Source organism: Streptomyces tsukubensis, assembly GCF_003932715.1.
GTDB classification, from domain to species: Bacteria; Actinomycetota; Actinomycetes; order Streptomycetales; family Streptomycetaceae; genus Streptomyces; species Streptomyces tsukubensis.
This window is the reverse complement of sequence record NZ_CP020700.1, coordinates 3,287,525-3,300,253: the sequence shown is the minus strand read 5'-3', so window position 1 is coordinate 3,300,253 and position 12,729 is coordinate 3,287,525. Positions and strand designations below refer to the sequence as shown.

9 protein-coding genes are annotated in these 12,729 nt (G+C 72.4%); 4 read left to right on the top strand and 5 right to left on the bottom strand.

The genetic code is table 11. The features are described from left to right. Nucleotides 1-40: 40 nt before the first annotated feature. Both B7R87_RS12880 and B7R87_RS12875 read right to left on the bottom strand, forming a co-directional pair. On the bottom strand, nucleotides 41-748 hold the full coding sequence (locus B7R87_RS12880; RefSeq protein WP_006348651.1) for a pyridoxine/pyridoxamine 5'-phosphate oxidase: 708 nt from the start codon (nucleotides 746-748) through the stop codon (nucleotides 41-43). 61 nt (nucleotides 749-809) lie between these two features. Next, nucleotides 810-2,021, bottom strand: coding sequence for a thiolase C-terminal domain-containing protein (locus tag B7R87_RS12875; protein WP_006348652.1), 1,212 nt, complete (start codon nucleotides 2,019-2,021; stop codon nucleotides 810-812). Nucleotides 2,022-2,478: 457 nt separating this feature from the next. Here B7R87_RS12875 and B7R87_RS12870 point away from each other — a divergent pair, with 457 nt between their 5' ends. Together B7R87_RS12870 and B7R87_RS12865 are read left to right on the top strand one after the other, a co-directional pair. Next, nucleotides 2,479-3,786, top strand: coding sequence for an acyl-CoA dehydrogenase family protein (locus B7R87_RS12870; protein ID WP_006348654.1), 1,308 nt, complete (start codon nucleotides 2,479-2,481; stop codon nucleotides 3,784-3,786). Beyond that, nucleotides 3,783-4,313 carry a nitroreductase family deazaflavin-dependent oxidoreductase gene (locus tag B7R87_RS12865; protein WP_006348655.1) on the top strand — a complete coding sequence of 177 codons (531 nt, stop codon included), beginning with the start codon at nucleotides 3,783-3,785 and terminating at the stop codon, nucleotides 4,311-4,313. Before B7R87_RS12870 ends, B7R87_RS12865 begins: the two co-directional genes overlap by 4 nt. Nucleotides 4,314-4,341: 28 nt before the next feature. Here the strand turns inward: B7R87_RS12865 and B7R87_RS12860 are convergent, their stop codons facing one another. Then, nucleotides 4,342-4,683 (bottom strand): DUF5713 family protein, encoded by a 342-nt coding sequence (locus tag B7R87_RS12860; RefSeq protein WP_006348656.1) that lies wholly within the window; start codon nucleotides 4,681-4,683, stop codon nucleotides 4,342-4,344. A gap of 122 nt (nucleotides 4,684-4,805) precedes the next feature. Continuing rightward, on the bottom strand, nucleotides 4,806-5,729 hold the full coding sequence (locus tag B7R87_RS12855; protein ID WP_130585083.1) for a phosphotransferase family protein: 924 nt from the start codon (nucleotides 5,727-5,729) through the stop codon (nucleotides 4,806-4,808). 476 nt (nucleotides 5,730-6,205) lie between these two features. On the opposite strand from B7R87_RS12855, the gene B7R87_RS12850 reads away from it, so the two are divergent. Both B7R87_RS12850 and B7R87_RS12845 read left to right on the top strand, forming a co-directional pair. After that, complete coding sequence (locus tag B7R87_RS12850) at nucleotides 6,206-10,489, top strand: SpaA isopeptide-forming pilin-related protein (RefSeq protein WP_100249181.1); 4,284 nt, start codon at nucleotides 6,206-6,208, stop codon at nucleotides 10,487-10,489. 207 nt (nucleotides 10,490-10,696) lie between these two features. After that, complete coding sequence (locus tag B7R87_RS12845; protein WP_130585082.1) at nucleotides 10,697-11,434, top strand: L,D-transpeptidase; 738 nt, start codon at nucleotides 10,697-10,699, stop codon at nucleotides 11,432-11,434. 392 nt (nucleotides 11,435-11,826) lie between these two features. Here the strand turns inward: B7R87_RS12845 and B7R87_RS12840 are convergent, their stop codons facing one another. Then, on the bottom strand, nucleotides 11,827-12,474 hold the full coding sequence (locus B7R87_RS12840) for a TetR family transcriptional regulator (protein ID WP_040915903.1): 648 nt from the start codon (nucleotides 12,472-12,474) through the stop codon (nucleotides 11,827-11,829). Nucleotides 12,475-12,729 lie beyond the last annotated feature (255 nt).

The following is a 12,729-nucleotide window of genomic DNA, read 5'->3' as shown; positions in this document are numbered from 1 at the left end:
TCCCGTACCGCTGTCACGGGTGTCGCGGGTGTCGCGGGCCTTACGGCCAGAGCAGCTCCCGCGCCCAGCCCGCCGCGGCGCCCGGGGTGCGGCGGTAGCGAAGGCGGACATGGCGGCGGTCCCCGGCGCCCTGGAAGAACTCCGCCTCGTCCGGGGCCAGGACGTAGCGGGTCCAGGTCGGGACGGGAGCGTCCGGTTCCGTACGGGCGCGGTCCCAGGCGGCTCCCGAGGCGGCGGCCAGGGTGGCGAGGTCCGGCAGCGGTTCGCTCTGGCGGCCGGTGAGGGCCGCGGCGAGGGCGCCCGTCGAACGGGCGTGGAGATCGGCCAGGCTCTCCCCGGCGCCCAGCGCGGTGACCCGGCCGCGGAGCCGGATCTGGCGTCCCTGCACCGGCCAGTAGAAGCCGATGGCCGCGTCCGGGCGGGCGGCGAGCTGGCGGCCCTTCGCGCTGGTGGCGTGGGAGGCGAAATGCCAGCCGCGCTCGTCGGCGTCGTGCAGCATCACGATCCGTACGTCCGGGCTGCCGTCCGCGGTGACGCTCGCCAGCGACATGGTGTGCGGTTCGGGCTGCCCCGCCGCCACCGCCTCAGCGAACCACCGGTGGAACAGCGGCAGCGGTTCGCCGGGGGCCGCCTCCGGATCGAAGGCGGGCAGCGGGTGCTCCCAGACGCGCTGGGCGTGCAGCAGTGCGCGGAAGGCCTCCTGGAAATCCTGCGGTGCCGGTACGGGGTCCTGGGCATGCATGTCCATGGGGGTGATCGTCCCAGGCGGCGGGCCCGGGAGTGACGGACGGTACGGATCCCCGGGCCGGTCAGTCGCGGCCCAGGACCACCGTGGCCGACGAGCAGAACCAGCCCCCGGTCGCGGACGCCACCGCCAGCCGCGGAACGCCGCCGTCCCGCCCCCGGGCCTGGTGCGGACCCGCCTCACCGCGGAGTTGGCGTACCGCTTCCACCAGCAGGAACAGTCCGCGCATCCCCGGATGGCAGGCGGAGAGCCCGCCGCCGTCGGTGTTCACGGGCAGTTCGCCGTCCGGGCCGATCCGCCCCTTCTCGACGAACGCGCCGCCCTCGCCCTTGGCGCAGAACCCCAGGTCCTCCAGGGTCACCAGCGTCATATAGGTGAACGCGTCGTAGATTGCGGCGAGGTCCATCTCCGCCGGTGACAGCCCGGCCCGTTCGAAGGCGAGCCGCCCGGAGACGGCGGCCGGGGAGACGGTGAAGTCCTCCCACTCGGACATCGCGGCGTGCGAGACGTACTCGCCCGTGCCGAGGATCCACACCGGGGCCCGGGCGCTGTCGGCCAGATACTCCTCCGCGACCAGCAGCACCGCGCAGCCGCCGTCGCTGCGGATGCAGCAGTGCAGTTTCGTGAACGGGTCAGCGATCATCGGCGCGCCGAGGACGTCGTCCACGGTGAGGGGGGTACGGAACATGGCGTCCGGGTTGCGGACGGCATGCGCCCTGGCCTGGACGGCGACGGCGGCCAACTGCTCGGGCGTGGTCCCGTAGCGGTGCATATGGCGCCGGGCCGCCATCGCGTACTTGGCGATCAGAGTGTGTCCGTACGGCGCCTCGAACTGGAGCGGCCCCCGGTTGCCGAGGGCGAGCCCGGCGGTCCGGCGCCCGGCCCTGATATCGGCGCGGGCGGTGGAACCGTAGACGAGGAGGACGGCGTTGGCGTGCCCGGCCGCGATGGCGTCGGCGGCATGGGCGGCCATCACCTCCCAGGTCGCCCCGCCCACGGAGGTCGAGTCCACCCAGCGCGGCCGCAGGCCCAGATACTCCGCGACCTCGACGGGGGCGAGCGTGCCGAGCCCGGCGGAGCCGAAGCCGTCGATCACGGAGCGGTCCAGCCCGGAGTCGACGAGCGCCCGGCGGGCGGCCTGGGCGTGCAGGGCGTACGGGGTGGGGCCCTGGTGCGGACTGCTCCGGCCGCAGTCCGCGAGGGCGATTCCGGCGACGGCGGTCCGCCGGGCGGGCCGGTGGCGAGTCCGGGCGCCGGGGGTGGTCGAGACAGCCATGAATCTGACGGTACATCAGATGGGGGTTTCGGGGGAGGGTGCGAATTTCGGGACGGAGGGGGGCTCGGGGGTGTCCATCCATGGTGGCCGGTCTTAATATGACGGCCCGTCAGGAGAGGGGGCTCCCATGGATACGGACGCCGTCGCCGGTGCGGCCGAGAGCACGGGTACGCCGGTGGCCGGGGACGTGGCCCCCGCACCGCCGGGCGCCCCGCCGGTCGCCGGTGGTCCGGGACGCGGCCCGGCTGCGGACGGCTCCGGCACCGGCTCCGGTGCGCAGGTTTCCGGTACGCAGGTTTCCGGTACGGGTGGCCCGGGCGTGCCCGGTCCGGGACCCGGCAGTGTCGCTGCCGCGTCGCCGGAGCCGCCCGGAGCCCCGCCTGCCGCCGTACGTCCCGGCCCCGACGGTCCTGCGACCGGCAGCCCCGCCCCCGACCGAGCCGGATCCGCCGGAAGCGTGGACGAGACCGCCGCCCTGCACGCCGGGATCCGGCGCACCCTGCGCGACCTCCTTGAGAAGCGCGCGACCGGGCCGCGGAACCGGGCCGCCGTGGGGACCCCCGAGGGCTACGACTCCGGGCTCTGGGCAGCACTCTCCGGGCAGCTCGGGCTGCCGGGGCTCGCCCTGGCCGAGGAGTACGGGGGCGTCGGGTGCGGGCTGCCCGAACTCGCCGTCGCCGCCGAGGAGACGGGACGGGTCCTGCTGCCGTCCCCGCTGCTCGCCACCGCCGGGCTCGCCGCCCCCCTCGTCACCGCGCTCGGCACCCCCGGGCAGCGCGCCGCCCTGCTGCCGGACCTCGCCGACGGCTCACTGACCTGCGCCCTCGCCGTCCCCGGCGGCGCCCTGTCCACCGCCCTCGGTCTGGTCCCCGCCCCCGGGCCGGGCAACACATCCCCGGGCTGGGCGGGCGGCGGACGCGCCGGCGGGATTCAGGCCCGGCGGACGGAATCACCCCCCGGCGGCTGGCTGCTCTACGGAGAGGCCGACCAGGTCCTCGACGGCCACAGCGCCGGACTGCTCCTGGTCGCCGCGCACACCGGCGGCTATCCGCGCAGCCGTACGCTCCTCTTCCTGGTCCCCGCGGGCGCACCCGGTCTGACCCGGACCCGCCGCACCACCCTGGACGAGACCCGTCCCCAGGCCCGGCTGGAGCTGCGCGACTGCCCCGCCGCACTCCTGGGCGCCCCCGACTCCGCCGACACCGGTGCCCCGGTGGCCGCCGCGCTCGCTGCGACGGGTGCCCGGGCGGCCGTGTTCATCGCCGCGGAGGCCATCGGCGCGGCGGAGAGCGCACTGAGACGCACCGTCGAACACGTCCGGCAGCGGGAGCAGTTCGGGCGGCCGATCGGCTCCTTCCAGGCCGTGAAACACCGGCTCGCGGATCTGTACGTCCGGGTCCGCGCGGCCCGCTCGGCGGCCTCCTGGGCCGCCCGCCATCCGGACGATGCGGGTCTGGCGCTCGCGCAGGCGCTGGAGGCGCTGCGCACGGTCGCGGCGGAGACCGTACAGCTCCACGGCGGGACCGGCTTCACCTGGGAACACGACGCTCACCTCTTCTTCAAACGGGCGGCGGCCGACGAGCTGCTGTTCGGACCGGTCCACCGGCTGCGGGCCCATGCGGCGGAACAGGCGGGCCTGTTCTCCCCGGGCCTGTTCTCCCCGGGCCTGTTCGCCGCCGGGGACGGCACGGACCCGGCGGACACGGCGCAGGGAACAAGAAGGAGAAGGAGTACGGACCCGGCCGGAGAGGACGTCGCCCGATGAACCGCCATGGAACGCTTCACCGCACGGTCCAGCGGCTGTCCGCCACCCGCGCCTTCGCCCGGGTCGCCCCGCGCGTCCTGCCCGCCGTCGACCACGCGGTCCACCGGCTCACCAGGGGCCGGGTGCTCCCCAGCGCGCAGATGCTGCCCGGCGTCGTCCTCACCGCCCGGGGCGCCAGAAGCGGACTCCCGAGAACGCTCCCCCTCGCGGCCCTCCACCAGACCGGCACAGGCCCCGGCACAGGCCCCGGTAAAAGCACGCACACCGCGACCGACACCGAATCGTGGCTGCTGGTCGGCTCCAACTTCGGCCGGGCCGGACATCCCGCCTGGTCCGCGAACCTCCTCGCCCATCCGGACGCCGAGATCAACTGGCGGGGCCGGGACATCCCCGTCCGCGCCCGGCTGCTGGAGGGCGGGGAACGGGAACGCGCCTGGGCGCAACTGCTCGACTTCTGGCCCCCGTACGCCGTCTACCAGGAACGCACCGAGCGCCGTATCCGGCTCTTCCGGCTGACCCGCCGCTGAGCGGCAGCCTCCCCCGGCTACCGGGCGGCTACCAGTCGCGTTCCGCCACCAGCTCCTCGATGTCCGCCTCCGGGAAGCCGTACGCCTTCGCCACGAAGTGGAAGTCCACGGCTATCTCGTCCCGGGCCACGGTCTCGATTTCGCTGCCCGCGTCCCGCATCTTCCCGTCCAGCTCGTTGAACCGCTCGGTGGCCACCGCCGTGAGCGCGTACAGCGCGGCGAGGTCCGCCGGGCGCTGCCGCTCGATGCGCTCGCACAGCTCCAGCAGGATCGTCCGGCCCTCGGCGATCAGCTCCTGCGGGTAGTACGAGTCGCCGAAGAGCTTCTCCAAGAAGGCGTATCCGGCCACCTTCTCGTTCGTGATCGCCATGCCTGCCGTCCCTCCGCTGCCCCGATACTGCTCTGCTGGTGTGCTGCTGTGCCCGATCGGGTTCCCGATCGTGTTCCGATGGTGCACTACGCCACTGACAACGGGGCAGGACCGCAACGTTCCTACAGGTCAAGAGGGGTGAGCTGCCAGGCGCGGCGGCGCTGGGTCCGCAGCAGGGGCAGCGGGCTGTCGTCGTCGGAGCCGTGGAGCCGTTCGGCCAGCCGGACCAGAGTGTCGCAGCGGGCCAGCCAGAGCCCGCGCAGACAGACCTCCGGTCCGTACGAGGCGAGTGCGGCGGCCCGGACGGCGGCCGGGGCGCCGATGGAGATCGCGAGTCCGGCGATGTCCTCGGCGGGATCGCCCAGCGCCGCGTCCGTCCAGTCGAGGACCCCGGTGATCTCGCCGTCGTCCCCGATCAGCAGATGCTCGCCCTTGAGGTCGTTGTGGAGGAGTACGGCCGTGTCCGGCGCGGCGGGCGGCGGCGGGACGGCGAGCCGCCGCAGGACGAGCCCGGGGTCCAGGGCCGGATCCGCCGACCGTTCGGCCGCGCGCAGGGCCTCCTCCCGGAGCCCGGCCGGGTCCCGTACGGGTTCCCGGGGCAGGGCGACAGGCCCCGTACCGGCACCGGACCCGCCCCCGGCCGCCGCCGCACCGGCCGGGTCACCGGGCTCCGTCCGCCCGTACGACCGCAGGGCGGCCAGCAGCCCCGCGAGGTCCAGTTCCCCCGCGCCGGACACCTGCCGCTCCTCCGCCGACCGGCCCGGGAGCCTGTGGTCCAGGGTGTACGCGAGCCCGGGCGCCCATTCGCCGCTCGCCAGGCTCTCCGGAACCGGCACCGGAAGCCGTCCGCGCAGCGCGTCCCGCAGCGCGACCTCCCGCCGCTGGCGCAGGGTCACGTCCTCGTCCGCCGCCAGGCGCAGCACCCGGTCGTCGCCGATGAACCACGTCGCGTGCTCACTTCCCTCCGCCACCCGCCGGACGGGGGTGCCCTCCAGGGAGAGCAGGGTGCGTACGGCGTCGGCGCCGAGCGCCGCGGGCTGGTGCATGGGGGTGCCGTTCCTGGTCGGGGGAGGATGGCGGTCGGAACGGGGGACCTGTCCCAGGCCACCGCATCCACGCGCGAGCCTGCCTTCGCAGCCCCCTGTGCGCCAGCGAATTTCGGTTGCGCCCGGCCCGGCCGTCCGCTCCGCGGGCCCGGCCCGCTTCCGGCCCGGCCGCCGGGTCCGCCGTCCGGCCCGGATCCCCCGGCCGGTCACCGCACGCGAGCCCACACGCGCGCCCGGCGGGGATCCGGGCCCGATTCCACTCGGATCCCACTCGGATTCCCGTCCGATCCCTGTCCGATCCCCGGGAAAGGCCCTACGGCCAGGGGGTCCAAACCCGCTACCACCCCCGGGTGATAGTCCGATCTTTCCGGGCGACGCCCGGGGAGTGTCTACCGCGCCCGCACGACCCCTCTCCGCAGCCTGTCCTGGGGATTCCCGTCTCGGGATCACCTCACCTAACGAGAGAAGTCGATGTGATGCGAGCAGTTCTCGCGCGGCTGCGACAACGCTCCCGGACGACAGGCGTGGCCTGTGCGGTCCTCGCGGCGACCGCACCCGCGCTCGTGCTGGGGCAGGGGACGGTCTGGGCCGCCCCGGCTCCGCCGTCCTCCCAGGAGGAGCGCGTCGCCGCCACGGCGACCCCCGACCGGGACGGGACCCGGAGCGCGACCGGCAACAGGAGTCAGAGCGGCAGCAAGGCCGCGAAGAACAAGGCCCGTGGCTTCAAGCCCCAGAAGCCCCACAAGGCCCAGCTCCGTCGTGCCCCGCTCCCCGGCGGGCTCGGCCCCTGCATCCCCGGCACCCCGCCGTGCCCGAATCCGTACCCCCCGCTGAACAACGGCCCCATCGCGGGCCGTGACAACAACATCAATATCTTCGCGGGCGGGAACTTCAGTGTCCGGGGCGGTGCGGCGGAGGCCGAAGGCAAGGTCGTCGTCCTCGGCAGCTTCGACCAGGACAAGGCCGCCGGCGCCAGCGCGATCTACAACGTCGGCATCGTCGGCGTCGGCTCCAGGGTCCCCCCGGACGACGGTACGGACTTCCTCACCACCGGTGCCAATGTCACTGTCGCGGCCGGGGAGCGGTTGCTCGCCGACGGCGGCAATGTGCGGTACGCGGGCACCCTGACCGGCACGGTCACCGGCACCCTCATCCAGGACCCGAACGCGGCGGCCCCCTACACGGCCCTGCGCGACGAGCTGACCGCCTCCAGCCAGTGCTATGCGCGAACGGAGACCGGCGCCAACCGCCCGGCCACCGGGACCGCGGTCAACAGCGGCGGCCAGACCACCTTCACGGGTGACGGCACCTCCGCGCTCCAGGTCTTCAACGTCGACTTCGACATGCAGGGTGGGACCGGCGGGCAGCAGGGGCTCGTCTTCAACAACATCCCCGCGAACGCCACGATCCTGGTGAACGTGCTGGGCGCGAACCGCACCATCAACACCTACAGCGGCAGCCCGTTCGACACGGACCCGCTGAACCAGCTGCGCGAGCGGCTGCTGTGGAACTTCCCCGACGCCTCCACGGTCACCCTCAAGGGCACCGGCCAGTTCCAGGGCAGCGTCCTGGTCGGCAACCAGTCGTCGGGTACGACGGTCACCCTGCCCGGTATCAACGGCCGCTTCTTCTCCACGGGCAGCATCACGCACGGTGCCGCCGGCGGGGGCGGTGGCCAGGAGTTCCACGCGTACCCCTTCAACGGGGATCTGCCCGACTGCTCCGTCGTGGTCCCGACCGCGCCGGTGAAGGTCGTGAAGCAGGACGCGACCACGGGCACCCCGCTGGCCGGGGCCACCTTCCAGCTGTGGGAGGAGACGAACGGCCTCGCCGGTCTCCAGACGTCCGGGCCCTCGCCCGACTCCAAGATCGGTTCGCCCTGTGTGACCGGCGCCGACGGCTCGTGCTCGGAGACCGTCGACCCCGGTACGTACTACTGGCAGGAGACCGCGGCCCCGCCCGGCTACGACCTCCCCGCCGATCCGGTCTTCCCGGTCGTCCTCACCGCCGACGACATCCCCGCGGGTGTCACGGTCACGGCCGACAACAGCAAGACTCCGGTCACGGGCGAGGTGTCGGTCGACAAGGTCGACGCCGATACGCAGGCGGCCCTGCCCGGTGCGATCTTCGAGCTGTGGGAGGAGACCAACGGCATCACCGGTCTCCAGGTCACCGGCCCGAACCCGGACACCCAGCTCCCGCCGGACTGCACCACCGACGTGGTCGGCGAGTGTGCCCGGATCGTGCCCACGGGCACGTACTACTGGCGTGAGGTCTCCGCGCCCCCGGGCTACGACCTCCCCGCCGAGACGATCTTCCCGCTCGTACTCACCGAGGAGAACGCCCAGGTCGGCGTGAGCGTGACCGTCGCCAACACCAAGACCCCGGTACCGCCGGGCGAGGGCCCGGTGACCGTCGTCAAGGTGGACTCGGAGACCGACGCCCCGCTCGCGGGCGCCGTCTTCCAGTTCTGGCACGAGACGAACGGGATCGCCGGTCTCCAGACCTCGGGCGCGAACCCGGACACCAAGGTCAACCCGGACTGCACGACCGGCACGGACGGACAGTGCAGCCGTGACGTCGTCGCCGGTACGTACTACTGGGTCGAGATCACGGCCCCGCCCGGCTACGACCTCCCGGCCAATACGGTCTTCCCGCTCACCCTCACCGACGCCGACATCCCCGGCGGGGTCTCGGTGACGGCGGAGAACGTGAAGACGCCGGTGCCCCCGGCCCGCGGTGACGTCTCGGTCCTCAAGGAGGACTCGGTGACGGGTGCTCCGCTGGCGGGTGCGGTGTTCCAGTTGTGGGAGGAGACGAACGGGGTTCCCGGTCTCCAGACCATCGGTATCAACCCGGACACCACGGTCGGCAGCCCGTGTATGACGCCTGCGAACGGTACGTGCACCGAGACGGTCGAGGTGGGCGAGTACTACTGGCAGGAGACCGCGGCCCCGCCCGGCTACGACCTCCCGGTCAACCCGGTCTTCGGACCGCTGGTCCTGACCGAGGAGAACGCCGCCGAGGGTGTCGAGATCACGGCCGAGAACATCAAGACGGCTCCGGTCACGGGCGATGTGTCCGTGGTGAAGGAGGACTCGGTGACGGGTGCTCCGCTGGCGGGTGCGGTGTTCCAGCTGTGGGAGGAGACGAACGGGATTCCCGGTCTCCAGACCATCGGCATCAACCCGGACACCACGATCGGCAGCCCGTGCACGACGCCTGCGAACGGTACGTGCACCGAGACCGTCGAGGTGGGTCAGTACTACTGGCAGGAGACCGCGGCCCCGCCGGGCTACGACCTCCCCGTCAACCCGGTCTTCCCGCTCACCCTCACCGCCGCCGACATCCCCGGCGGGGTCTCGGTGACCGCGACCAACATCAAGACCCCGCCCGGCGAGGCGCCGGTCACGGTGGTGAAGGTCGACTCCGAGTCGGGCGACCCGCTCGCGGGTGCCGTGTTCCAGTTCTGGCAGGAGACCAACGGAATCCCCGGTCTCCAGACCACGGGCGGGAACCCGGACACGCGGCTGGCGCCGGACTGCACGACGGGTGCCAACGGCCGGTGCAGCCGGGACGTCGTCCCGGGTACGTACTACTGGCGTGAGACCGCGGCTCCGGCGGGCTACGACCTTCCGGCGAACCCGGTCTTCCCGGTCGTCCTCACCGAGGGCGAGATCCCGGGCGGTGTCACGGTCACGGCCGAGAACACCAAGACCCCTCCGGTCACGGGCAACGTGTCCGTGGTCAAGGAGGACTCGGTGACGGGTGCTCCGCTGGCCGGTGCGGTCTTCCAGCTGTGGCAGGAGACCAACGGGATCCCCGGTCTCCAGACCGCGGGCGCCAACCCGGACACGGAGGTCGGTGCTCCCTGCACGACGCCTGCGAACGGTACGTGCACCGAGACCGTCGAGGTGGGTCAGTACTACTGGCAGGAGACTGCGGCCCCGCCGGGCTACGACCTTCCGGTCAACCCGGTCTTCCCGATCACTCTGACGGCGCAGGACATCCCCGACGGTGTGACGGTGACCGCGGCCAACATCAAGACCCCGCCCGGTGAGGCGCCGGTCACGGTGGAGAAGGTCGACTCGGTGACGGGTGACCCGCTGGCGGGTGCGGTGTTCCAGTTCTGGCAGGAGACGAACGGGATTCCCGGTCTCCAGACCACGGGCGGGAACCCGGACACGCGGCTGGCGCCGGACTGCACGACGGGTGCCAACGGCCGGTGCAGCCGGGACGTCGTCCCGGGTACGTACTACTGGCGTGAGACCGCGGCTCCGGCGGGCTACGACCTTCCGGCGAACCCGGTCTTCCCGGTCGTCCTCACCGAGGGCGAGATCCCGGGCGGTGTCACGGTCACGGCCGAGAACACCGCGACGCCGACCCCGCCCACCGGCGAGATCGACCTCCACAAGACCGACGCCAAGAACGGCAAGCCCCTCGCGGGCGCGGTGTTCGAGCTGTGGGAGGAGACCAACGGCGTCGCCGGTCTCCAGACCAGGGCGCTGAACGGCACCCCGCCCGACACCATGGTCGGCCCCGGCTGCGCCACGGACAACGAGGGCAACTGCACGTTCGACGAGCTGGCGCTCGGGACGTACTACCTGCTGGAGACGGATGTGCCCGAGGGGTACGTCCTGCCGGACAACCCCGTGAAGGGGCCGTTCACCATCACGGCGGAGAACGCCGACCAGCCGGTCCAGGTCGAGGTCGCCAACAAGCGCGGCGAGCCCGGCAAGGGCAAGGGCGGCAAGAAGTAGCCACCGCCGCACCACACAACTGAAGACACACAACTGAAGACCGAGCGGAACGGGGACGCGGACGCACCGGACACCACCGGGGCGTCCGCGTCCTCGCGTGCGGCCCCCGCCTCACCTCTTCGGACGCCCGTCCGAGGCGCGGGCGGACAACCGCTGATAACAGTGGTCTGGGGACCTATGGGGGAACGCACGAGGACGGAGTTCCGCATGCGACGGAAGACGACAGGGGAGCGCGGCAGCAAGCGCACGGGCATAGCCGGCGCCGCCGCGGTGGCGCTGCTGGCCGGGACGCTCGCCCTGGGCGGCCCCGGCGGCGCCCCGGCGGCGGAGGCGGCACCCGCCCTTGCCGACGGCTGCACGGCGGGTACGGGGCCGTACCAGCGGGCTCTGGAGGAGTATCTGAAGCGGCCCGTGGACGGGGTCCAGTCGGCCGGTGACTGCGTGGCCATCCGCAACTTCCAGGCCGCGAACGACATCGTTCCCACCGACGGCTACGCGAGTCTGATGACGTACCGCACGATGGTCGCCGTCAAGGCGCGGGCCAATCCGAACGCTGCGGGCAGCTGCCCGGTCCGCGACTACCGCGTCACCTGCATCGACCTCGACCGGCAGCTGCTGTGGGTGCAGCGGGGCCGGACCGTCGTCTTCGACCCGGTGCCGATCCGCACCGGCCGGGACACCGAGGAGACCCGTCTCGGCTGGCACGCGATCTACTGGCGCAGCCGCGACCACGTCTCCACGATCTACGACGACGCTCCCATGCCGTACGCCCAGTTCTTCGACGGGGGGCAGGCGCTGCACGGCCGGCTCGACAACCTGTACGACGGCGGCGGCTCGGCGGGCTGCGTCAATCTGAAGCTGGCGGACGCGGCGGAGCTGTGGGATCTGCTGGACATCGACGACGCGATCTACATATGGGGCGTGAAGCCGGGCACCGAGGGCTGACGCCCGGACGCGACCGGATGCGACGGGGACGCGATGGGGCCGAGGGGAGCGGCCGGGGGCCTCGCGACGTCCGTGATGTCCGCGATATCCGCTCCGCGGAGGCGTTCCGGTGGCTGTGCCCGAGGGGCGAAAGCGGCCACTGCTCACGACCTGCCCGCGCCGCAGCGGAGGCGTTCCGGTGGCTGCGCCCGAGGCGTGAAAAACGCCCACTGCTCACGACCCGCCCGTCCCCCAGGACCGGCGAGTGAGCCGAAGGGGCGCGCCTGGGGGCACCTCCCACGCCGAAGGCGTAGGGGGACTGGAGGGAGAACGCGCGGAGATCGCGAGGAACGAGTGATCGAGCACGATCGACTGAAGACCGTGGCTTAAGCGCCCCGGAGGCGAACGAGCCCCTATTTAAGGGGCTTTTTGCCGGTGATGCCGAGGTGGACGAGGAGGGCGAGGTTGGGGCGGAGTTCGGCCTGTTTGACGCCCCAGGTGGTGAAGCCCTTCTGGTGCGATGCGACTGCGGCGAGCATGGCCACGAGGGAGCCGGAGACGGCTGCGGGGTTGACGTCTTTGTCGACGCGGCCCTTGGTCTGGAGTTCCTTCACGGCGTCGGTGAGGGAGTTGGTGACCGAGTTGAGGATCTTCATACGGATCTTGTAGAAGCGTTTGTCGCCTTCTGCGGCTCCGAGGTCGACGACGCGGAGGATCGCGTCGTGGCGGCGCCAGAAGTCGAGGAAGCCGTCGACGAGTTCTTCGGAGGTCTGCCAGGCGGCTTTGCCGACCCAGGAGCGTCCGGCGACGAGGCCGGTGAGGGCGGCGCCTTCTTTGGCCATTTCTTCGGCGATTTCGAGGACGGCGCCTTCGACGTCGGGGAAGTACTGGTAGAAGGTGGCGGGGGAGGTTCCCGCTTTCCGGGCGACGTCGATGACCTTGACGTCCCGGTACGGCGATGAGCTGAGCATCTCGCCGAGGCAGTCGAGCAGCTTCTGCCGCGTGGCCTGGCCGCGTCGTCCGGCCACTCGGCCGTCGACAGTGCGTACTTGTCCTGTCATGCCGTCAGCTTACCGACGGGTGATCGGCGCGCGATTCGGCCGACTGCAAATGGGGTGTGCGCTGCCGGGGGGGCGGGGTCGGGCGGGCGGACGCACGGCCCGGGAATGTGCGTTCGAGCGGAGCCGGCCCTGGTAGGAGCTTTGATCCGCCGTCTTCCGGGTGTCCCCTCATCCCTTTTTCCTATTTCTGCGTCAAGGATCAGGGGAGGGTGTTCGTGCTGTCCGCGGGTTCCGGTTGGGCGTGATCCGGCCTGA

Coding starts and splice junctions, on each gene's coding strand:
- B7R87_RS12855 (WP_130585083.1), bottom strand. CDS start 5,729: ATGCACCAGCCCGCGGCGCTCGGCGCCGACGCCGTACGCACCCTGCTC.
- B7R87_RS12845 (WP_130585082.1), top strand. CDS start 10,697: ATGCGACGGAAGACGACAGGGGAGCGCGGCAGCAAGCGCACGGGCATA.
- B7R87_RS12860 (WP_006348656.1), bottom strand. CDS start 4,683: ATGGCGATCACGAACGAGAAGGTGGCCGGATACGCCTTCTTGGAGAAG.
- B7R87_RS12875 (WP_006348652.1), bottom strand. CDS start 2,021: ATGGCTGTCTCGACCACCCCCGGCGCCCGGACTCGCCACCGGCCCGCC.
- B7R87_RS12850 (WP_100249181.1), top strand. CDS start 6,206: ATGCGAGCAGTTCTCGCGCGGCTGCGACAACGCTCCCGGACGACAGGC.
- B7R87_RS12865 (WP_006348655.1), top strand. CDS start 3,783: ATGAACCGCCATGGAACGCTTCACCGCACGGTCCAGCGGCTGTCCGCC.
- B7R87_RS12880 (WP_006348651.1), bottom strand. CDS start 748: ATGGACATGCATGCCCAGGACCCCGTACCGGCACCGCAGGATTTCCAG.
- B7R87_RS12840 (WP_040915903.1), bottom strand. CDS start 12,474: ATGACAGGACAAGTACGCACTGTCGACGGCCGAGTGGCCGGACGACGC.